The 19246-nt window shown below is 59.8% G+C and carries 17 protein-coding genes and 2 pseudogenes; 9 read left to right on the forward strand and 10 right to left on the reverse strand.

Features of this window, described 5'->3' with window-relative positions:
* Positions 1-143: 143 nt before the first annotated feature.
* Positions 144-1322: a hypothetical protein gene (locus AB4048_RS25470; protein ID WP_442204774.1), complete on the reverse strand. Its 1179-nt coding sequence runs from the start codon at positions 1320-1322 to the stop codon at positions 144-146.
* Positions 1323-1769: 447 nt separating this feature from the next.
* On the opposite strand from AB4048_RS25470, the gene AB4048_RS25475 reads away from it, so the two are divergent.
* The 3 genes from AB4048_RS25475 (at position 1770) to AB4048_RS25485 (ending at position 4538) form a co-directional block, all read left to right on the forward strand.
* The gene (locus AB4048_RS25475) at positions 1770-1940 is read left to right on the forward strand and encodes an antitoxin Xre-like helix-turn-helix domain-containing protein (protein ID WP_442204775.1); all 171 of its coding nucleotides are present in this window, start codon (positions 1770-1772) and stop codon (positions 1938-1940) included.
* A 235-nt stretch (positions 1941-2175) separates the two neighbouring features.
* A complete protein-coding gene (locus AB4048_RS25480) occupies positions 2176-4365 on the forward strand; it encodes an autotransporter domain-containing protein (protein ID WP_442204776.1) in 2190 nt (729 codons plus the stop codon).
* Positions 4302-4538, forward strand: coding sequence for a hypothetical protein (locus AB4048_RS25485; protein WP_442204777.1), 237 nt, complete (start codon positions 4302-4304; stop codon positions 4536-4538). The genes AB4048_RS25480 and AB4048_RS25485 overlap by 64 nt, the downstream gene beginning before the upstream one ends.
* Before the next feature lie 245 nt (positions 4539-4783).
* On the opposite strand, the gene AB4048_RS25490 is transcribed toward AB4048_RS25485, so the two are convergent.
* Positions 4784-5230, reverse strand: a complete 447-nt coding sequence (locus AB4048_RS25490) for a methyltransferase family protein (RefSeq protein WP_442204778.1) — start codon at positions 5228-5230, stop codon at positions 4784-4786.
* 228 nt (positions 5231-5458) lie between these two features.
* On the opposite strand from AB4048_RS25490, the pseudogene AB4048_RS25495 reads away from it, so the two are divergent.
* Positions 5459-5557 (forward strand): annotated as a pseudogene (locus AB4048_RS25495) (oxidoreductase); the annotation flags it as partial.
* A 76-nt stretch (positions 5558-5633) separates the two neighbouring features.
* Here AB4048_RS25495 and AB4048_RS25500 read toward each other — a convergent pair.
* The 8 genes and pseudogenes from AB4048_RS25500 to AB4048_RS25535 form a co-directional block, all read right to left on the reverse strand.
* On the reverse strand, positions 5634-6581 hold the full coding sequence (locus AB4048_RS25500; protein ID WP_442204779.1) for an ABC transporter permease: 948 nt from the start codon (positions 6579-6581) through the stop codon (positions 5634-5636).
* 3 nt (positions 6582-6584) lie between these two features.
* Positions 6585-7562, reverse strand: a complete 978-nt coding sequence (locus AB4048_RS25505) for an ABC transporter permease (RefSeq protein ID WP_442204780.1) — start codon at positions 7560-7562, stop codon at positions 6585-6587.
* A gap of 1 nt (position 7563) precedes the next feature.
* Positions 7564-9033, reverse strand: a complete 1470-nt coding sequence (locus AB4048_RS25510) for a sugar ABC transporter ATP-binding protein (protein ID WP_442204781.1) — start codon at positions 9031-9033, stop codon at positions 7564-7566.
* A 46-nt stretch (positions 9034-9079) separates the two neighbouring features.
* A pseudogene (locus AB4048_RS25515) lies at positions 9080-10092 on the reverse strand (substrate-binding domain-containing protein).
* Positions 10093-10203: 111 nt separating this feature from the next.
* Positions 10204-11088: an SMP-30/gluconolactonase/LRE family protein gene (locus AB4048_RS25520; protein WP_442204782.1), complete on the reverse strand. Its 885-nt coding sequence runs from the start codon at positions 11086-11088 to the stop codon at positions 10204-10206.
* Between the two features lie 4 nt (positions 11089-11092).
* Complete coding sequence (locus tag AB4048_RS25525; RefSeq protein WP_442204783.1) at positions 11093-11284, reverse strand: tautomerase family protein; 192 nt, start codon at positions 11282-11284, stop codon at positions 11093-11095.
* A 126-nt stretch (positions 11285-11410) separates the two neighbouring features.
* Positions 11411-12148: a response regulator transcription factor gene (locus AB4048_RS25530; protein WP_442204784.1), complete on the reverse strand. Its 738-nt coding sequence runs from the start codon at positions 12146-12148 to the stop codon at positions 11411-11413.
* Positions 12148-13413 (reverse strand): histidine kinase, encoded by a 1266-nt coding sequence (locus AB4048_RS25535; protein WP_442204785.1) that lies wholly within the window; start codon positions 13411-13413, stop codon positions 12148-12150. Before AB4048_RS25535 ends, AB4048_RS25530 begins: the two co-directional genes overlap by 1 nt.
* Positions 13414-13748: 335 nt before the next feature.
* Here AB4048_RS25535 and AB4048_RS25540 point away from each other — a divergent pair, with 335 nt between their 5' ends.
* From AB4048_RS25540 to AB4048_RS25560, 5 genes are all read left to right on the forward strand, one after another.
* The gene (locus AB4048_RS25540; protein ID WP_442204786.1) at positions 13749-14816 is read left to right on the forward strand and encodes an ABC transporter substrate-binding protein; all 1068 of its coding nucleotides are present in this window, start codon (positions 13749-13751) and stop codon (positions 14814-14816) included.
* Between the two features lie 43 nt (positions 14817-14859).
* The gene (locus AB4048_RS25545; protein ID WP_442204787.1) at positions 14860-15705 is read left to right on the forward strand and encodes an ABC transporter permease; all 846 of its coding nucleotides are present in this window, start codon (positions 14860-14862) and stop codon (positions 15703-15705) included.
* Positions 15702-16523, forward strand: a complete 822-nt coding sequence (locus tag AB4048_RS25550) for an ABC transporter permease (RefSeq protein ID WP_442204788.1) — start codon at positions 15702-15704, stop codon at positions 16521-16523. Before AB4048_RS25545 ends, AB4048_RS25550 begins: the two co-directional genes overlap by 4 nt.
* A gap of 12 nt (positions 16524-16535) precedes the next feature.
* Positions 16536-17633: an ABC transporter ATP-binding protein gene (locus AB4048_RS25555; RefSeq protein ID WP_442204789.1), complete on the forward strand. Its 1098-nt coding sequence runs from the start codon at positions 16536-16538 to the stop codon at positions 17631-17633.
* Positions 17634-18036: 403 nt separating this feature from the next.
* Positions 18037-18264 carry a hypothetical protein gene (locus AB4048_RS25560; protein ID WP_442204790.1) on the forward strand — a complete coding sequence of 76 codons (228 nt, stop codon included), beginning with the start codon at positions 18037-18039 and terminating at the stop codon, positions 18262-18264.
* The last annotated feature ends 982 nt before the right edge of the window (positions 18265-19246 follow it).

Here is a 19246-nt window from a genome sequence, read left to right on the forward strand (position 1 = left end):
GAAAATGCCAGCGCCGGATTACGCTCAGTAACGCCATGTCGATCACTCCAGAGCCCCCGCTGAAAACATGCGAGGGACGGTTGAAACATGGGTCAATTCTCAATGGAAATATCGGGCTGTGCCGGGTCAGCTCTCAGTGGAAATCAACAGACAAGCGATAGGACGTCCTTGAACGGAACCCGCGACGACGCCACGATGGCAAATGGTAGCAGCGCGGCCGCCGAGACTGGCAGGAGCGCCGAGCGGTTCAACAACATGACCGAAAGCTTGCGCGTGATTTCGAATTGCTTGGTGGGATCCGAAACCTCCTGGCTCTCCTCGGGCGTAGAACTGCTTTCACCGACGACGTTGATGCCGAGCAACTTGCGCTCTGCCATGCGATGATACTGCGTTGCCTGTGCGCTAAGCCGCGCCAACGTGGCTTTCTTGAGTTCGGACAGCGGCTTGGAGAAAGCGGACAACGGAAAGGCAAAAAGCGCCAGAACTATAATCAACCATCCAACCATCAATATCGTAATGTTGGTCATCGTCGCCGTCTCATGCAGCAGATTTTGCGCAACGGCCGCGGCGACGGCGCAGCTCACTCCGAATACTGCGGTCATGTAGGCATTTGGGTAGTCCGCAAGGAAGCCGATGCCGCCCTTTCCGTCCGGATGAGTTGACACGAGCCGAAGATCCAGTCGAGCCAATCGACGCAAGAGGAGCGACCATACGAAATGCCGCCACAGCCCGCGCAACGTCAGGAACCAGAACAACGGAATGCTGACGATAAGCGACCACCATCCGGCAAGTGTAATGGAATTGCCCGTTGGAGAGGCCGTGACGACCCATGACGACGTATCAACAACATACTGATGCCGGAGCACGACGCAGGTCGCCAGCGACGCGCCTAGGAGGCATACAGCCTCGGCCAGGTGGGAATTGCGCTGCCTCAAGGCCTGATTGACCGCGTGCGCAGCGTCAGAAAATGAGGAAGGTGGAACAATAGGGGCCGAGACGAGCTGGTGAAGTTTCTCCCGCAGCCGCTCCTCGACCTGCTGCTCGGCAAGAACGAAGGCGCCGATGGCGACGACGAATCTTGCCCAAACGCTCACATCGGTCAGGTATGTCAGCCCGTTGGATGTATCCAACGACAGACTTCGCGGAAGCCCCAGAAGAAGCGGAACACCCCAGGCAAGTCCAACGAAAACCAAGGCGCGCCGGCCGGATCTCAGCGCATGCTCGTGTAGCAGCTTCAGCCTGCACTGCAATTCGTAGAAAGGTCCGCCGTGAGACGCGAGAAACTCCTTTGCGGTAGAGGTATCCGCATGCCGATCGCTCATGCCAATGTTCTCCTGCAGCGGCACTCTTAACCGAGGTCGTTCATTCGTTAGCTACTCGTTGTGGATAGAGCGCCACGCCCACGGCGGTTCGCTCGACGGCGGCCGTCTCTTCCGCGAGCGCGACGTTGGTGGAGAGCGGAGCAAGGGGAGTTCGTTCAGCCAAATAGGAACGCGAGGGTCTTTGCCAGACGCAATCCATGACTTCGCAAATCCTCTTCATCGATCGAAACCTGTTTCCTATCCACGAGAGCCGCATCTTCGACTTCAATTCAAGAAGGGGATAGTTGGACCAAGGGCCAATCGCATCGCGACAGCAGATGGCCCTGATCTGGTCGCGTCCTTCTCGCTTCCGCCAGGATGCGTGCATAGGGGACACTCATCGCCACGAGTGATGTCAGGGTCACTTTACGCCGTGCACTATCCTGAAAGGACTGTTGCCGATGCCTTATGCTGCGATTTCCGTCGACCGTATTGAAGGCAGCGGGTGAACTCCTTGGCCTCAACCACGATCAGGCTGAGGCGTTGGCTGGCGTATCCCGCAAAACCATCCAACGCGCAGAGGCAGGTGACCAGGTTACAACGCGACCGGTTGCGAGGGACGTTCCTCAACCGTTCTGATCGATAGTCGTGTTAGAGACGACCACTAACACCGTGTTTTAAATGTCACATTAGGATGTCCTTCGGTAGTGGCCTTAGGTCGTTTGCTCAATTAATCGGCACGTCGCTGCATATTTTTCGGTTAGTTTCGCTCTGGGTGGTGCCATCCGGTGGGGGAGACTGACCGGGTCAGGCGGCACTTTGGGATAGGTTCTCGCGCGCATGCTGGGGGGCGCTGCAGCACGGGGATGTCTTCATGGACGCTTTCCACAAGAAGCGTGGTGCAAGGGCGAACGCATTGCGTCGGCTGTGCAGAATTCAGGTTGAGGGTGATCGGCAAAGCAGCGTTCTTCTGAGCCGTCTTGCAGGAACTATCTGGCCGGGGCTCGTCGTTCTTTCGGTGGCAGGGACACCGGTTTCGGCGTTCGCCGACAGTTGCAAATCGAGCGGCGGCCTGCGCTTTCTTGGCGTAACGTCGGACTCTTCAAGCTCAGTTTGGCTTTCGGGAACATCGGCGGGCTCGTTCGGCCTTGATGCGGCGCAAGGCAACCAGACCGTGGACGAGTGGACAAAAGCCAAGCGTGGGCTTCATGTTTCGACGTCGCCCGTTGTATCCAATGGAAATGGTGGTACCCACAAGCTCTATGATTTGGACAGCAATAAGCCCTGTCTTATAGATACCCAGAATCAAAAGGGCGGCTTCGTCTTCCCTCCCAACCTGACGTTACCGCCGTTCGGGCGGCCCGGCGGCGGCCACGCGGTTCCACCGATCGGCAAGCTGTTTCCTGATTTCGCCCCGCCCTCTTTCCAACGCCCTTCCGCCCCACTGGTACCCGCACCGCCGGGGGGTGGCGGCGGCATTCATATCGGCGGCAGGCCGCCGCACGGCCTCACGCCCACCGTTCCGCCGGGTGGATTGAAGCCGAGGCTTCCAGGCGGTGTTAAGCCACCAATCGCAAAGCTACCACCACACGGTCTGACGCCCACGGCTCCGCCAGGCGCCTTGAAACCGGGGCTTCCCGGAGGTGTTAAGCCACCTATCGCAAAGCTGCCGCCGAACGGGCTGATGCCGACGCTTCCGCCGGGCGGCGTGGTGCCGAACCTGCCGGACGGTGTGGTGCCGCCGATCGCGACACTGCCCCCGGAGGGAATGATGCCGACGCTGCCGGGTCAGCCGGGCGGCGTGATGCCGACCCTTCCGGGCCGTTTGTTACCGAACCTACCGGGTGGCGTAGCGCCGCCGATCGCGACACTGCCGCCGGAGGGAATGATGCCAACGCTGCCGGGTCAGCCGGGCGGCGTGATGCCGACCCTTCCGGGCCGTTTGTTACCAAACCTACCGGGTGGCGTAGCGCCGCCGATCGCGACGCTGCCGCCTGAGGGAATGATGCCGACGCTGCCGGGTCAGCCGGGCGGTGTGATGCCGAACCTGCCGGGCGGGGTGGTGCCGCCGATCGCGACGCTGCCGCCGGGCGCCGGATTGCTGCCAACCGTTCCGGGCCAGGTGGTGCCGCCCATCGCGACACTGGTGCCGCCGGGCGAGGTTACGCCTGCGGTCCCGACCTCGCCTCAACCAGGCGGTGTCTTGCCAAGAGGGCCTCGGCTGCCAGCCGCGCCAGCCGAAAATACGACGGCCGAGAGAGAGGGGATCGCTCGGCCGGAGGCACGCTGCATCGAGCGCGGCTCAGAACAGGCGACCGCCGAAAATCAGAAGAAGCTGCCGCTATGCGAGGATTTGAGGGCTCGGATGGCGCCTGCCACAAACGAGGCCCCGAACGCCGAAGTACCCCTTACGGCCGGGCGGGATCTTATCCCTCCGACCCTGTGGAACGTTTGGGCCTTGACCGAAGGCACAAGTGTCTCCGATCACCGCTACGGTCTCGACAACAACTCGTTGGCGGGCACCCTGACGATGGGTCTCGACCGCAAGATCACGGACGACGTTGTCCTCGGCGTGTACGTAGCCGTGGACAAAAGCCGCAACGAATCGTTCGGAGACAGCCTGCGCACCGATACGAACGGTTTCAGCATCGGCCCTTATGTTGCGGTACGTCTGTCGCCGCACTGGGCAATCGACACGTCGTTGAGCTATGGCCACACCAACAGCGACCTGCGGCTTCTGGGGCTCAGCGGCAATTTCGCATCGCAGCAGTATGAAGCGTCGGCCAATCTGAACGGCCAGTACGATATCGGCGAGGCTTACGCGCGTCCCAAGCTTTCCGTCACCTATTCACGCAACATCAGTGACAGCTACTCGCTCGCGGGCAGCATACTGGGAAGACCCATCAACTCGGCCTGGCCGATTCCGCCTTCAACTACGGGGTTATCGACGCAACCACAGAAATCGGCCGGCTGTTCAGCCTTTCCAACGGAACGCAACTCATGCCCTATGCCGAATTTGGCGTTCACTACGAATTCGAACGCCCGAACGGCGGACAGATCCTGACAGGCGAACTCACAATGGCGACACCGTCCCCATGGACTGCGTCGGTTCGGACCGGCATGCGCGCGCTCTTGACAAACAACGCGCAAATCGAGGCGAGCGTCGGCTACCTCAGCTTCGGACAGAACGGCCTCAATGTCTGGGACGGGCAACTCCGCCTATCCATCGGATTCTAGCGGGAGTAACTGCGCAGATAGCCCGATGTAGCTGATGCTCCTCAATGTCCGCATTGGGCCGGCAGGCGCCGCTGGCACGCTTCCGGAATGCGCCCGCATTTCGGCCGTTTAGATAGGTCGAGCGGAATGCCCAAAGCCGACGTTCCGCTGCACGCCTGAGGCACTTCCTGTATGGGTGGCAAGCAGCCATTCCGGACGCCCGACCATGGTACCTGCTTTGTCGCGCAGCCGAAACAAGCGAGGCTCTAAAGCCACCTTCTCACGTTACGTGCGTAGTCGTCGAAAGCCGGGCCGAACTGGCGGCGCATCTTGGCTTCCTCGAAGGGGATGTGGACCCAATTCGCGGTAGCGAACACCAAGAGAGGGGCGACGAACATAAGAATGGCGCCCGTCGCCACAGCCACACCGAGGCTGAGGACGACGAGGCCCAGATACATGGGATTGCGGGTGAACTGAAAAGGTCCGGCGGTGACCAACTTGTTGTTGGTTTCTGAGGTGGGATTGACCTGGGTGCCCTCACGTCGGAACAGTATCAAGGCCCAAACTGGAGCAATGAAACTTAACGCGATGAGCCCGATGCCGACGGAGAGGCTATGTACCCGAGGTACGGCGGGCCACCCGGCCAAGTAGCTGGCGCCCGCAGTAAGGATCAAAAAGAGAAGTGCCCATATCGGCGGCGGAAGCTTTAACATATTCGTTCACCTCGCGGGCGCGACCGGCGCTCTATTGCCGGCACTGGGAGCGACTATAAGGAATGTTGCCCCTCAAGGCCATTTGCGGCCGCTATGGAAGCGGCCGATCAGCAAAGCGCCCGCATTTCGGCCATTGAAATAATCATGGCGGCCGCTCGAAAGCGGACACCGAACAACTGCACGTGGCGGCGCCTTTGCGCCCCCAAGCGGTCATCGTCGATCAGAAACGCACCACGCGAGGACGCCACGCTGATTGGCCAGCTTGCGGCGGAGGCAACTGCCTATGTGCCCTTCTTCCCGCTCGGCGGCTTCCGCCAGAGGCAGAGTCGGGTTTGTCCGAAGCGGCAATGGAAGACTGAGCGGTAAGTCCTAAGACCATGACCGTTCCGCATAATCGGCCCGCTTAACCTGGCGCGCGCCGGCTGCCCGCGGTGGTTATCACGCCAACGATCACGAGGCCGGTCAGGAGCAGGCGAACGCCGGCGCTGACGCCGTAGGTGTTGAGCATGGTGAGCAGTAACACCAGAAAAAGGGATGCGCCCCATATTCCGGGGACATTGGCCTTGCCGCCTGCGACCGAGGTGCCGCCAATGACGACGACGGCGATCGAGGATAGAAGATACTCATTGCCAATGTCGACATTGGCGCCGCGGAAATAGCCGGCCAACAGAGCGCCGTTCAGCCCGCCGAGCATACCCGAGAGCGTATAGGTGAGGAGGCGGATGCGCCCGACGGGAACGCCAGCGAGCCAGGCGGCGCGGATGTTCTGGCCGATCGCAAGCACCGAGCGGCCGTAGATCATGCGTGCGAGCGCCGTACCGGCGGCTAGTGTAAACAGCGCCGTCAGAATGGCGAGCACCGGCACGCCGAGGACCTGAAGGTTTGTGAAGGCGGCAAAGCCCGGCGGCGGCTTGATCTGCAGCCCACGCCCGTAGCTGATATCGATCGACTGGATGATGAAGCTCGCCGAGAGCGTGGCGATGATCGGCGGGATGCGCAGCGCCCAGATCAGCAGATAGTTGGCGATGCCGACCGCCGCCCCGCTTGCGAGCGCCGCGAGCAAGCCAAGCACGATCAGGTTGTCCTGTCCGGCCATGGTCTTCATTGCAACGGCGCTGGCAAGGCCGATATTGGCCGGCAGCGACAGATCGACATTACCGGGCCCGAGCGTGATGACGAACATCTGGCCGACGCCGACGATCACCATGAAGACAGCGAGCGAAAGGGCCGCCGTCAGCATGCCGCCGGCGCCGTAGCCACCGGTGAAAACGATGGTCGCGAGCCAGACTGCAAGAGCGCCGACGAACGACCAGATCCACGGCTTGGCGGCGAGCGTCTTCAGTTGCGGCATGGCTCAGGCCTCCTTGCGGCTGATGAGAGCGCGCGCGGCGAGTACGATGATCAAGATTCCGCCATTGGCGGCAACCTGCCAGTCAGGCGGAATATGCATGAAGGTGAGCAACGAGGAGGCGGCGAGCGCCAGCGTCAGCGCCCCGATTACCGCCCCGATCGGCGAGACGCGTCCCCCCATGAATTCGCCGCCACCGAGGATGACGCCGGCGATGGCGAGCAGAGTATAACCGTTGCCGATATTGGCGTCCCCCGAAGAGGTGATGCCGATCAGCGTCATGCCAGACAGCACGCCGAAAACGCCCGCGAGCGCAAACAGCGTCACCTTGGCACGCAGCAGCGACCACCCGGCGCGAGCGAGTGCCGCAGGATTGCCGCCGGAGCCCCGGAGGATCAGCCCATAGGAAGTGCGCATCAGCCCGAAATGCACGATCAACGCGATCACGACCGCCGCGACGATCGGAAACGGCACGAAGGGTGGTTTAAAGGCGGTGATCGCCTGCAGCCAGTCCGGCGCCTTGCCGCCCGGTTTCGGTAGAACCATGATCGCCAGCCCCTGCCAGATGAAGCTCATGCCGAGGGTCACGACGATCGATGGCAGGTTGCGCAGATAGATGAGCGCGCCGAGGAAGGCGTAAACGCCGATAGAGCCGAGCAGGATCAGTACGCCGAGAAGCGGCGCATCGCGCAGGAAGGTGGCGGTGACGCAGCCGACAAAACCGACGAAGGTGCCGATCGACAGGTCGAGTTCGTTGCCGGCGATGACGAACATCTGGGCGACGGTGGCGAGCGCGATCGGGATGGCGAGGTTGAGCATCAGGCTGAAGCCGAAATAGGAGATGGCGCGCGGATTCAGCCAGCCGATGGCGATCAGCACCAAGGCCAGCGACAGCCCTGGGAGCAGAGCGCGCAGCGTCCGTGCGCGGCCGGCCGCGCCGCGGGCGGAAAGGCTGAAGAGGCCCTGGGAAGAGACTGCGCTCATGTCATCCGGCCTCCAGGAAGGAGGATTGAATTATCCGTTCCTCGGTCAGTTCGTCCCGACCGAGATTGGCGACGATGCGACCGTTCTTGAAGACGTAGACATGGTGGCAATTGTCGAGCTCCTCGGTCTCGGTCGTATACCAGACGAAGGTGCGGCCGTTATTCGCCTCCTGGCTTATGAGGTCGTAGACCTCGAGCTTGGTGCCGATGTCGACGCCGCGCATTGGATCGTCCATCAGGATTATCTCCGCATCCGATCCGAGGGCGCGCGCAAACAGCGCCTTCTGCTGGTTGCCGCCGGACAACGACAGGATGTTGTCGTTGATGTCGGGCGTGCGAATGTCGATCTTCTTTCTCCAGTATGAGGCAAGTTCCGCTTCGCGCCGTGCCGAGATCAAAAGGCCGCTGCGTAGTCTCGCCAGCGAACGTATGCCGATATTCTCGGCGATCGACCATTGCGGAAAAATGCCGTCCGACTGGCGGTCGCCCGCCACCAAAGCCACCGCGGCCGTCACCTCAATGTGGGCCTTGCGCCGGTTGGCGGCGGCGAAGATGGCAAGCAGCAGGTCGGTCTGTCCATGGCCCGCAAGCCCGGCGAGCCCGATGATCTCGCCAGCGCGGGCGGTGAGCTCCGCGCCGTCCGTTTGGCGCGTCGGGCGGGCGCGAATGCGCAGCGCGCCGTCGGATTTGTGAGCTGCAACCGAGGACGGCGCTTTGTCCCGGTGGACCGTCGCGCCCATGGCCGCCACCAGCCGGTCACGGTTGAAGGCGCGCGCGTCGTTTACGGCCACCACTTTGCCGTCGCGCATGACGACGATGCGGTCGGCATTGTTGAGGACCTCGCCAAGTACATGGGATATCAGGATGCAACTGCCGCCAGCCGCGACGAAGCGGCGCATAAAGGTAAGCAGTTGACCGGCGCTGTGCGCATCGAGCGAGGAGGTCGGCTCGTCAAGGATGACGAGATTGAGCGGTTCGTCGGTGATGGTGAAGGCGCGCGCTACCTCGACCATCTGCCGTCTGCCGATGGACAGGTCGGCGACGATGTCAGAAGCATCTACGCCATGACCAGGAAAGATCTCGTCGAGCTTGGCGGCAATCAGCCTAGCCGCTCGCCGGCGCCAACCAAAACCTTTGAGCGCCGGATGGTTGATACGCGTATTTTCGGCAACCGAAAGGTTCGGGCAGAGCGATAGTTCTTGGAAGACGCAGCGTATGCCGAGCTTCTTGGCGCGAGAGACGGAATAGTGTTCCTCGACGCCGTCGGCGACGGTCATGCGGCCTGCGGTCGGCCGCTGCGTGCCGGCGAGGATGTGCATGAGCGTCGATTTTCCCGCACCATTGTGGCCGACGAGCCCGACGCACTCGCCCCGCCGCACGGAGAAGTCGACACCGTCAAGCGCGCGAACGGCGCCGAAATGCTTTTCGGCGTCGCTCAACTCTATGATGGTCGCGGGCGCTTCGGCTGTCACCGACGCGTTCCGCTGGAAAAGGTGCGGCAAGCAAGCATGTCACCGCTCACTTTATGTTGGCCTTTATGGCGGCGAGCGCTTCGTCCTGCGTATATTCCTTGCTGGCGACACCGCCGGCCGGAATATTGGGCAGGTGTTTCTCGAAATCATCCTGCGTGAAGGCGAGATAGGGCACGAGCATGTCGTGCGGAACGTCCTTGCGGCCGTCTAGGACCTGCTGAGCGACCCAGAAGGCGAGCGTCGAAACCCCCGGAGCGATGGACGCCGACCAGGTCTGATAGCCGTCCTTTTCCTTCTGTTCCTTCCACCATTGCAGTTCGTCTTGGCGATTGCCCATGATGATGATCGGCCGTGGCTTGCCGGCGGCAGCGAATGCCTGCGCCGCACCATAGCCGTCACCGCCCTGGGTCACCACGCCGACAATATCGGTTAGCGAAGGCAGGACGGTTGCGACCGCCTTCTGTGCCGTGGTCTGGTCCCAGTTACCGGTCACCGAATTGACGATCTTGAATTCCGGATGGGCAGCCACGCCGGCTTGCAGGCCTTTATGGATGGATTCGTCGATTGACGTGCCGGCGAGCCCGCGGATTTCGAGAAGATTACCGCCCGCGGGATGGAACTTCTTCATCTGCTCCATTTCTTGCTTGCCCATGTCCTCGAAGTCGACGACGACCCGGTAGGCGCAGGGTTCACTCACGATTCCGTCGAAGGACACCACAACAATGCCGGCATCGCAGGCCTGCTTGATCGCGCCGTTCAACGCATCGGGCGAGGCTGCGTTGATGACGATGGCGTCATAGCCCTGCAGGATCAGGTTCTGGATTTGGGCGGCCTGGGTCGGCACTTCCTGGTCGGCGGTTGTGAAGACGTCGGCGGCGGCCACGACCTTGTCGGCAACCGCCTTTTTGGTGACGATGTCGTAGCTGTTCAGCATCGACTGGCGCCATGAATTGCCGGCATAGTTGTTGGAAAAAGCGATCTTCTTGCCGCTGGTGTAGCCATCGCCGTGCCGGACGCAAAGACGGCGGCGAGCGCGCCGAGTACGAACATCTTACGCATTTCTTTCCTCCCTGGTTGGTGCCTTCAATCGGCCGCCGGCTCCTCTTCCGACGTTGTCTGCTAAGCGCGGCGCCGCAGCGGGCGCCCTTCCTGCAGCCGGTTTCTCCGGCTTCAGAACAGTCTCAATCCGGGCACGCGCACCCTCAGCCGAAGAAGCAAGCTGGATGCGGTAATATACAAGCTCTTCAGATCCTCGTCACCGAAGGTGAAGTTGGCACAAGGCTCCGGCGTGCGGATGACGCCGAGCACATTGCCGGATGGATCGAAGACATGGATGCCGCCGGGACCGCAGCAGTACACGTTGCCGCAACTGTCGATCTTCATGCCGTCAGGCGCGCCGGGCGCGTCGCCTGTCGTCTCGGCCCAGACCGCGCCGCCGGTCAACTCGCCGCTCGACGTCACGCTGAAAACGCGGATGTGCTGACGCTCGGTATCGTTGACGAACAAGCGGGATTCGTCGAGCGAGAAGCAAAGCCCGTTCGGTTGAACGAAATCGTCGACCAGGAGCGTCAATCTCGATCCGTCCGGATCGACGCGATACACACCTTGGAAACCCAGTTCAGGCTCGCGCAGCACGCCGTAGTATTCCATCCGGCCGTAAGTCGGATCGGTGAAGTAGATCGCGCCCCCGGTTGCCACCACGATATCGTTCGGGCTGTTCAGCTCCTTGCCCTGGTAGTGGGTCGCAATCACGGTGATCGAGCCGTCATGATCGAGCCGTGTCACGCGGCTGGTGGCATGTTCGCAGGTAACGATCCGGCCCTCGCGGTCGAGTGTGTTGCCGTTCGCCTTGTTGCTTGGCCGTCGGAAACTTTCTATGTCGCCGGAAGGCTGACGAATGTACATGCGGTCTTCGGGCATGTCGCTGAAGACCAGCCACTTCTCGTAAGGATGCCAGATCGGGCCTTCGGTGAAGCCGAGGCCGCTTGCCAACGTTTCGAGTTCGGCATCGCCGACAATGTCGGCAAAGGCTGGGTTGCGGGAGACCTTCGTCATCGCCTCAGTCTGCCGGCTTTGCGACAGTTGTGCCGCCCACGTACCAGTCAGTCGCGGCCACGTCCTCGAACACGACCCAGATCGCTTCCCTCGGCAGCTCCGCGATCTCACTGACCGCCGCAGTGACGCGACGGGCGATCTCGTTCTTACGCTCCTGGGAATGGCCTTTGAGAATCTGAATATTCACCAAGGGCATCGGCGTTCCTCCCGGCATTCCTCTTGCCTGGTCGGGGACAGTAGGAGCACGGGCATGCGCTGCGCTACGGCTTAAAACGCAGCACCGAGTGTGCTTTTGCACAGGGGACAGGCCGCTTAGGGTTTCCTAGTCGTCAGCCCCAGCCTCGCAGAGCCAGGCATCAAGCCTTTCCTGCTCCCGCCTCAGCGCGTCGACGTTGATAAGGCCGCGAGCGAGCGCCAGATATATGGCCCGCGTGCGGGAATTGAAGATCGAGGTCGCTTCCCCCGATCCGTCCTCGGAGATAGAGAGGCCGAGCTTGTCGTAGAGGTGGCGGATGCGGGCCTGAGCGCCGCGGGTCGAAAGCCCCCGACGTGCGGCTATCGCCTTGTCGGTGAGCCCGAGCGCGACGTCGATAAGGCTTTCGTATTCGCTGTCGGTGATACCTTCCAGCCGATCCTGCACGCGGTGCTGGATGCCGCGTACCTCGCGGTCGATGATGCAATGGCCCTCGGCGAAGACCCCGCGCAGCGCCGAGCGCATGCCCTCCTCCGATGTCGATTTGAGGACGTATCCGTAGACGGTCCCGGGCGGCACGATGCGTGCTACACCGCGCACATAGGATTCGTCGGCGAAATTCGACCAGAACAGGATGTGTGTGTCGGGTCGCCGGCTCCAGATCGAGCGCGCAACTTCGATGCCGGTCGCCTTGGGCAGTTGCAGGTCGAGCACGACAAAGGGCGGCTCGCGCCGTCGAGCCATATCAATCGCGACATCGCCGGTGCCGGCCTCGATGATCTCGACGTTGCCGGGCCACAGCCGCTCGACCGTCGTGCGCACAAAGGCCCGATGCAGGCCGTCGTCCTCGGCTATCATCACCAGCATTAGATGTTCTCCAGCAATGTCGCCGGGGCATCGGCGGGCGGGGCAGTGATGCGGTCGCGGGCGATCTCGATCGCCACTCGCGTTCCGCCCGTGCGGCTCGCTCGGCCGATCCTCAGTCGCGCCCCGATCAGCGCGGCGCGTGTGTGCATATGGCCGATGCCGCTGCTCGCGTCGGGATCGATCTCTCCGGTGCCGACGCCGTCGTCAGTAACGACAACGCGGAGGGCCGAGACGGTAGCCTCGATGCGCACCTCGATCAGCCGCGGACCTGCATGACGCACGGCGTTGTTGATGGCTTCCTGAGCGATGCGATAGAGCGCCGTCAGAATGCGCTCCGGCAGTGTGTCTGCCGCGCCTTCGCTTGCGTCGTGAATGCGCACCGCGATCGACGGTACGGCGCGGCTGACGCTGCGGTTCAGATGCGCCTCAATAGCGTCGCGCAGACCGAATAGTTCCAACACGCTCGGCCGCATGTCGTCAACGATATGGCGCAACTCCGTCAGGCAATTGACGATCTCGCGCTCCAGTTCCGCAAGCTGGACCGCACCAGCGATCCCCTGCCGGCTGAGTGCGGAAACCTGCCGCACCACCCGCGCGAGGTCTGCGAGCGTCTGGTCGTGCAGGTCCATGGCGATGCGCTTCCTTTCGCGCTCCATGCCCTCTGTCAGTCGCGAGGCGCCAACCCGCAAGAGCTCTTCACGATTGCGGGCTTCGCTTTCGGCCAGCATGGCGCGGCGCGCTTCCTCGGTCTGGTTCAGCGCGAAGATGTAGGGCGCGATAAATTCTGCGCAGTGACCGGCGACCTCGAGTTCGACCGGACCGTAGCAGCCCCGTTCGTGGCGGCTGATGTTAAGCGCGCCCACGATATTGCCCCTCGCCCTCAGCGGCACGACGATGCGGCTGCGAAGGCTCGCTGCAAAGATCGGACCGTCGAGGGCGCCGGCAAAATGAAAGCGCGGATCGCAGAGCGCGTCTTCTGTCAGAAGAAACGGCAGTTCGCCCCGCAGCACGGCGCGTACGGGGCTGACCTCAACCGGAACCGGACGGCGGGCAAGCTCGCTCCAATCCGTGCGGCAGCCGGCCTCGTAGCATACGTGGCTTCGCCCTTCGTGCAGCAGTACCGCGACGTCCATGTGATCGTGGGGCAACAGAGTGCCGATCGCTACCGCTGTTGCACGAAACGCGGCGCCTGGATCGATGTGTCCGGCAAGGGCGCCCGAAATTGCCAGCAGCCCATCGACCAGTTGCTGCTCCGGATATGCCATCGCGTTCCTCCGTTTAGGCCGCCCGCCTGCGATAGCTTAAGACTAACCTGGGCTGAGGTCAGTGTGAAATCAGCTTTTAGTTTCCCTGTTTTCCGCTTGCGAAAGGCGCAGCCCGGTCGTCAGCAGAAAGTGCCTTACTGCTCACCGTCGTATTGGGGCTCAGTATTCTCGAAGTTCGCGCGCCTGGGCCTGAAGTGGACCCCTATACGTCACATTGATCTATAATGAACTGCACTTCGAAAGTTTGCCATTTTCAGTCGCGTCAGCCTCCGCTACCGTAGGCTGAGATACCCAAGGGGACATTACCCAACGCGGCGCTAAACAAGGAGACAGCGATGACAGCGATGACAAGAAGGCAAGCTATGCAGACCGTCGGCGCATCGATGGCGATGAGTTTGGTCGGATTCGCCAGTCGTGCCGCCACCACAACCGAACTGACTGCGGTTGAATGGGGTGGCGGCGTCGTTGATGCGCTGAAGCAAATTGCAGCCAAGCAAGACAAGGTAACCTTCAACTGGGTTCTGCACCAGGGTGGCTCAGGTGCGATCCTGCCCAAGATCAAGGCGACCTGGCCGAATGCCGAGTATGACTATGTGGCCGGGTGGGAGGGTTCCTTCAACGGTATGTTGAAAGAGGATTGGCTGGTCCCTGTTAGCGTGGACACGATCCCGAACCTTGCCGATATCCCGGAAAAGATTATCGTCAAGAATGCAAAGGGTGATTGGATGGCCGTTCCGCGCGCGGTTGGGGGCATCTATTTCGCCTACCGCGATGACATCAGCCCGGTGAAGATCAAGAGCATCGATGATCTGTTCGATCCGAGCCTGAAGGGCAAGATATGCTGGCCGGGACCGACCCAGAGCATGATGTTGCAGCTGGTCGCATTGGCGCTGCATGACGGGGGGAATGAGAACAATCTGGAACCCGGCTGGGAACTGATGAAAAAGCTCGCCAAATCGGGAAACATTGGTCGTATCGCCGTGACGGATACCGATTTCACGACTTCGCTGACAAGCGGCGAAACAGTTGCCGGCTTTTATTCGGAGCCGCAGCTGACCGAAGTAGCCAAGCAATTCCCGGTTGTGCGGCTCACAAAGCAGGAAGGAATGCCGGTATTCCTCTACCAAAGCGGTTTCGCGGTGTTCAAGAACCGTCCCAACCTGCAGGCTACGCTCGACTTCATCAACTTCGCGATTAGTGCGGAAATGAGTGAGCTATATGCGCAGGTTGCCGGCGAAGCGCCATTGAACAAGAAGGCGAAAACGCCGGACGCGCTCAAGCATCTCGCATTCACGCCCGAGGAATTCGACAAATACGTCTATGTGCCGAACTTCGACGTCGTGCTGACCCAGCAGGATGCTTGGGCCAAGCGCTGGGAAGACGAGATCGCCCCTCTTCTCTGAGGCTCGATCAAGACGGATAATCGACGGAACGGGAAGGCTGGCAATGTCGAAAAAATCTGTGCCGGCCCCCCTGTTTCTACCCGGCGGTGTTTTGTTTTTGATGCTGTTTGTCCTGCCCATGGCAGGGCTGTTCATCGAGAGCATCCGATACTATGAGCCGGGAAGCATCGGCTCAGCATCGGATGCGCCTTTCACCCTCGCCAATTATCGCGAGCTGCTGAAAGCGTCCTTCGCCGGCTTCTTCTGGCAGACGCTTCGTATCAGCTTTCTAGCCTCGGCTGTGGGAATATCGCTTGCATTTCCCTTGGCCTATTGGATTGCCAGACGGCTGTCCCCTCAATGGCGCATGGTTGCGATCGGTTTTTTCGTAACCCTCATGTTTCTCAGCGTCCTGGTTCGAACCTATGCGCTTGAGCTGACCTTCGGCGCGGCCGGGCCGCTTGGGCCATTTCTCAGGCAGTTGGGCGTAGCCACCAATGGCCGGGGGTACATCGGACTGTTAGTGGGTGCCGGTTTGCTTCACTACATCATTCCTATGTCAACGCTAACGCTTCTGGGCACGATCCAGAACGTGGACCCGCGACTGACCGAGGCCGCACAGGTTCTTGGTGCCCCCAATTGGAAGGCGCATCTGACAGTGACGCTGCCGCTCTGCATGCGCGGCATTCTGGCTGCGTTTCTGTTCGGATTCACCTTCTCGATCAGTGCTTTCGTGATCCCGATGATCCTTGGCAAGGGCCGCGTCCTGTTCATCTCAAACTTGATCTACACGCGGTTCAGCGAAATCGCCAACTATCCAAGCGGTGCGGCAATATCGGTCGTATTGTTCTTTCTGGCGATGCTCATCGTCTACGCAATGACCTATCTCGTTAACAGGGGCTGGCAATGAAAGGTCGCAACGCCGACACTGTGATCCGCGTCGCGTGCAAGGCTATCAATTGCTTGGTCGTCCTGTTTTTGATGATACCGATCATCGTGACGGCGATAATGGCCTTCGATTCTCGTGACTATCTGGGGCCGTTGCCGCCACCGTCGTTGTCGCTTCGCTGGTTCGGCGCGTTCTTTTCCGATGAGTATTTCCTCAACGGTCTGGCAACCAGTCTGAAGCTCGCGGTCCTGTCGGTGACAGTCTCGCTCCTGGTGGGGCTGGCCACCGCCTATGCCCTTGATCGAGCACGGTTCGTCGGCAAGGATGCTGTCATTTCATTTTTCCTGTCGCCGCTGGTCGTTCCCCCAGTTGTGACGGGCTTCGCACTCTTGCTGTTCTTGTCGAAATTGGGCTTGATCAACGGCTTTGCGCGGCTCCTATGCGGACATATCATCATCACGGTGCCCTATACGATCCGCGCCACACTGGCGTCGATGTCGGAAATCGACCGTTCCTTTACCGAAGCGGCACTCATACTCGGAGCGAATGAGCGTCAGTCATTCTGGGAGATAACGTTCCCGCTTGCGCGCACAGGTATAATCAGCGGCGCGATTTTTGCCTTCGCGGTATCGATGGATGACGTGGCAGTTTCCATCATGCTGACCGACGCCAAAACCTACACCCTTCCCATCGCGCTCATCAGCAGCATGCGTGCCAATTTTGACCTGTCTATTGCCGCCGCCGCAATGATGTTGATGGTAATGACCATTGTCCTGATCGTTGCCCTCGAAAAGGCGGTGGGCCTGAACCGCGTAATCGGTCAGGGCGGATTTCGCTGAAAGCAGATACCAATGAAGACACCATCTGACACTGTGATCAAATTTGAAAATGTCGACAAATACTACGGCGGCATCAAAGCGGTAGACGGGATCAGCTTTTCTGCTGCGGCCGGTGAAACCGTGGCCGTGCTTGGGCCTAGCGGCTGCGGCAAAACCACGACGCTGCGCATGATTGCGGGTTTCGAAGAGCCCGATCGCGGTACGATCGAAATCGGCAACGAGTCAATGATTGGCAAGCGCCCCTATGAACGCAATGTGGGGTTGCTGTTCCAGCATTATGCATTGTTTCCGCACATGAGTGTGCGTGATAACGTTGCCTATGGACTGAAGCACCGGGGCTGGCCGAAGGCGACTATTGGTGCCCGTGTCGACGAAATGCTGAGCCTGGTGCAACTGGAAGGATTTGCCGACCGGCGCCCGCGACAGATGAGCGGTGGCCAGCAGCAGCGCGTCGCGTTGGCGCGGGTGTTGGCGACGAAGCCGAAGCTGGTTCTGCTGGATGAGCCGCTTTCCGCACTTGATGCAAAGCTGCGCGAGGAATTGGGGGCGGATCTCAAGCGGATTCTGACTTCTGTCGGCTCCACGACCATCGTCGTGACCCATGATCAGGATGAGGCGATGAGTCTTTCGGACCGGATCATCGTGATGAATCGGGGCCGTATCGATCAGATCGGTTCGCCCAGCGAGATCTACCAGCGCCCTGCAACGCAATTTGTCGCCGATTTCATCGGTCGTTCCAATTGGCTCGGTGGCATAGCCAAGATCGACAGCGGCCGCGATGGTGCAAACGTCATTCTGGACTGCGGCACGGTACTTACGACAACTGCCTCCGGTATCCGCGACGCGGCGCAGGTTTCCGTCGGAATTCGGCCCGAACGCATCAAGTTAATGCCGGAGCATGATAAAGGATCTCAACCCGAGGCCAATCAGTTCTTCGGCAAGATCACCAGCGTGCTTCATATGGGCGCGGAGATTCATTATCAGGTGAGTTGTGCGGTGGGCAATCTGATGGTCGTGAGGCCAAGTGACGGCGCCATACCGTTTAGCAACGACGACAGGGTCGGCCTTAGTTTCAGTGGGCGCGATTGCGCGGTTTTCCCGGTCACATGACGGAGCTCGGCGCTTTTGTCTCCAGGCAGGGCAGTAGGACATGTTCCCGATCGATATCGACCTTGATCAGGTCCGTCGCCAACGGGGGACGGGTGTCAAGGGGTTGGGCGGCCCGACACTAACGTGTCCAGGAACCGATTTTGAAACAAACAATTGATCGTAAGATCTCCGCGACCCGGAGGCGGCCTAGAAAAATGCGCCTTGGGAGGAGCCTTATCATGAGAACTTGCGGAGAAGTACTGGTCGAAATTATTCCCTTCTCCGAAAAGAAGCTTGCGGCGATCGAAAGCCAGGCGCGAACCCCGGACCGCATCAGTGCCTGATCCTGGCGGAGTGCAAGGAGCGCGTCGTCGGCCTGGCCTGGTTTTCCGCCGGTGAATACGCCCTCGGCGACGACGGCCTCATGACCACCACACACCTGATCGCCGTCGATAGCGACGCCTGCGGCCCCTTCCGCTCGGCAAAAGTCTTCATCAAACTGCTGCGCGGCATTTCCGCCTGGTCGAAGCTGCGCGGCGCGCGGCAGGTTCTGGTTCATGTCACCACTGGGACCGCGATCAAGCAGACGGATCGGCTGATGCGGGCTGGTGGCGGTGCGTGTCTTGGGGGGAGCTATGTGGTGGCGGTGTAGTCGATTAGGTGGCGAAAATAGTTTGTTGTAAGTGCGCGATGAATTTCGGATGGAGGGCGAAATGGCGTCAGTATGCCGAAGATCTATATTATTGCTAGCGCCGCTGTCTGTTCTATTCGTTGCTACATTAACGAAAGCGAATGCCGATGCCCTTCCGCTCAATCAAATAGATTTAAATATGCTATTAAATAACATCGCGAAACAATTTGGAAAAAATCTCGTCGAGGCATCGAGCCGGCTAGCGTTCTTCGCTTTTCTTTCTGTCTATCTCCAGCCAACATAGCAATGAAGTGCGTTCACTTTGGATGCATTAAGAAGGTATTATTTGGCGCAGACTCTTTAATTCAGCGGAATATCGTTTTGACGAGTTCAGATTCAGAATACCGAGGAAGCACAATTGACTATTCACGGAGCTATGGCAAATCCTTTTTCAAAGGAATACAACATCTCGATCGCCCTGGGTGAATCCGTCCGTCTAAAATCCACGCCGCTATCTGAATTCGGCGGCGTTGTTTGAATACGGGAATATTCTGTACAATCCCCTTCCCTCTACAGTGCTATATGGTCTGAATTTAACTATAGTTTTTTGTTAGAGTAGCCAACAGGGAGCGGTATATTACGTCTAGATATGTATAACTGGATACTATTTTACTTATGCCGTCATATAATCTTCCTTGGATAATCGGGCCCGCACCAATCATCGTGACAGTGTGGGCGGGGTTTTCCTATATAAATGCCACGACCAGAGGAACAGGAATAACGAGCGATAATTTCATCGCGCCGTTTTTCGTTTCCAATGGAGCGGTCTCGTTTGTCGCGTTTTATTTATGGAGGGGGGGATGTATATTGCAGAGTTTTATTTTATCGCAAATTATTGTAGTTATTTGTATTTGTGTTTTATTTAGAATTTCTAGTCGTTTTTCAACTTCACCTGATGATGATATATCATTTATCAGTATAAAAAATAATAATTCCACAATTA

It is taken from the genome of Rhizobium sp. RAF56, from assembly GCF_052113965.1.
Lineage (GTDB): Bacteria > Pseudomonadota > Alphaproteobacteria > Rhizobiales > Rhizobiaceae > Rhizobium.

Excerpts from the sequence above, each read along its gene's own strand:
- AB4048_RS25480 (WP_442204776.1), top strand. The coding sequence starts at position 2,176 with ATGGACGCTTTCCACAAGAAGCGTGGTGCAAGGGCGAACGCATTGCGT.
- AB4048_RS25525 (WP_442204783.1), bottom strand. The coding sequence starts at position 11,284 with ATGCCCTTGGTGAATATTCAGATTCTCAAAGGCCATTCCCAGGAGCGT.
- AB4048_RS25545 (WP_442204787.1), top strand. The coding sequence starts at position 14,860 with ATGTCGAAAAAATCTGTGCCGGCCCCCCTGTTTCTACCCGGCGGTGTT.
- AB4048_RS25500 (WP_442204779.1), bottom strand. The coding sequence starts at position 6,581 with ATGCCGCAACTGAAGACGCTCGCCGCCAAGCCGTGGATCTGGTCGTTC.
- AB4048_RS25540 (WP_442204786.1), top strand. The coding sequence starts at position 13,749 with ATGACAGCGATGACAAGAAGGCAAGCTATGCAGACCGTCGGCGCATCG.
- AB4048_RS25485 (WP_442204777.1), top strand. The coding sequence starts at position 4,302 with ATGCCCTATGCCGAATTTGGCGTTCACTACGAATTCGAACGCCCGAAC.
- AB4048_RS25550 (WP_442204788.1), top strand. The coding sequence starts at position 15,702 with ATGAAAGGTCGCAACGCCGACACTGTGATCCGCGTCGCGTGCAAGGCT.
- AB4048_RS25535 (WP_442204785.1), bottom strand. The coding sequence starts at position 13,413 with ATGGCATATCCGGAGCAGCAACTGGTCGATGGGCTGCTGGCAATTTCG.
- AB4048_RS25490 (WP_442204778.1), bottom strand. The coding sequence starts at position 5,230 with ATGTTAAAGCTTCCGCCGCCGATATGGGCACTTCTCTTTTTGATCCTT.
- AB4048_RS25530 (WP_442204784.1), bottom strand. The coding sequence starts at position 12,148 with ATGCTGGTGATGATAGCCGAGGACGACGGCCTGCATCGGGCCTTTGTG.
- AB4048_RS25470 (WP_442204774.1), bottom strand. The coding sequence starts at position 1,322 with ATGAGCGATCGGCATGCGGATACCTCTACCGCAAAGGAGTTTCTCGCG.
- AB4048_RS25505 (WP_442204780.1), bottom strand. The coding sequence starts at position 7,562 with ATGAGCGCAGTCTCTTCCCAGGGCCTCTTCAGCCTTTCCGCCCGCGGC.
- AB4048_RS25560 (WP_442204790.1), top strand. The coding sequence starts at position 18,037 with ATGACCACCACACACCTGATCGCCGTCGATAGCGACGCCTGCGGCCCC.
- AB4048_RS25520 (WP_442204782.1), bottom strand. The coding sequence starts at position 11,088 with ATGACGAAGGTCTCCCGCAACCCAGCCTTTGCCGACATTGTCGGCGAT.
- AB4048_RS25475 (WP_442204775.1), top strand. The coding sequence starts at position 1,770 with ATGCTGCGATTTCCGTCGACCGTATTGAAGGCAGCGGGTGAACTCCTT.
- AB4048_RS25555 (WP_442204789.1), top strand. The coding sequence starts at position 16,536 with ATGAAGACACCATCTGACACTGTGATCAAATTTGAAAATGTCGACAAA.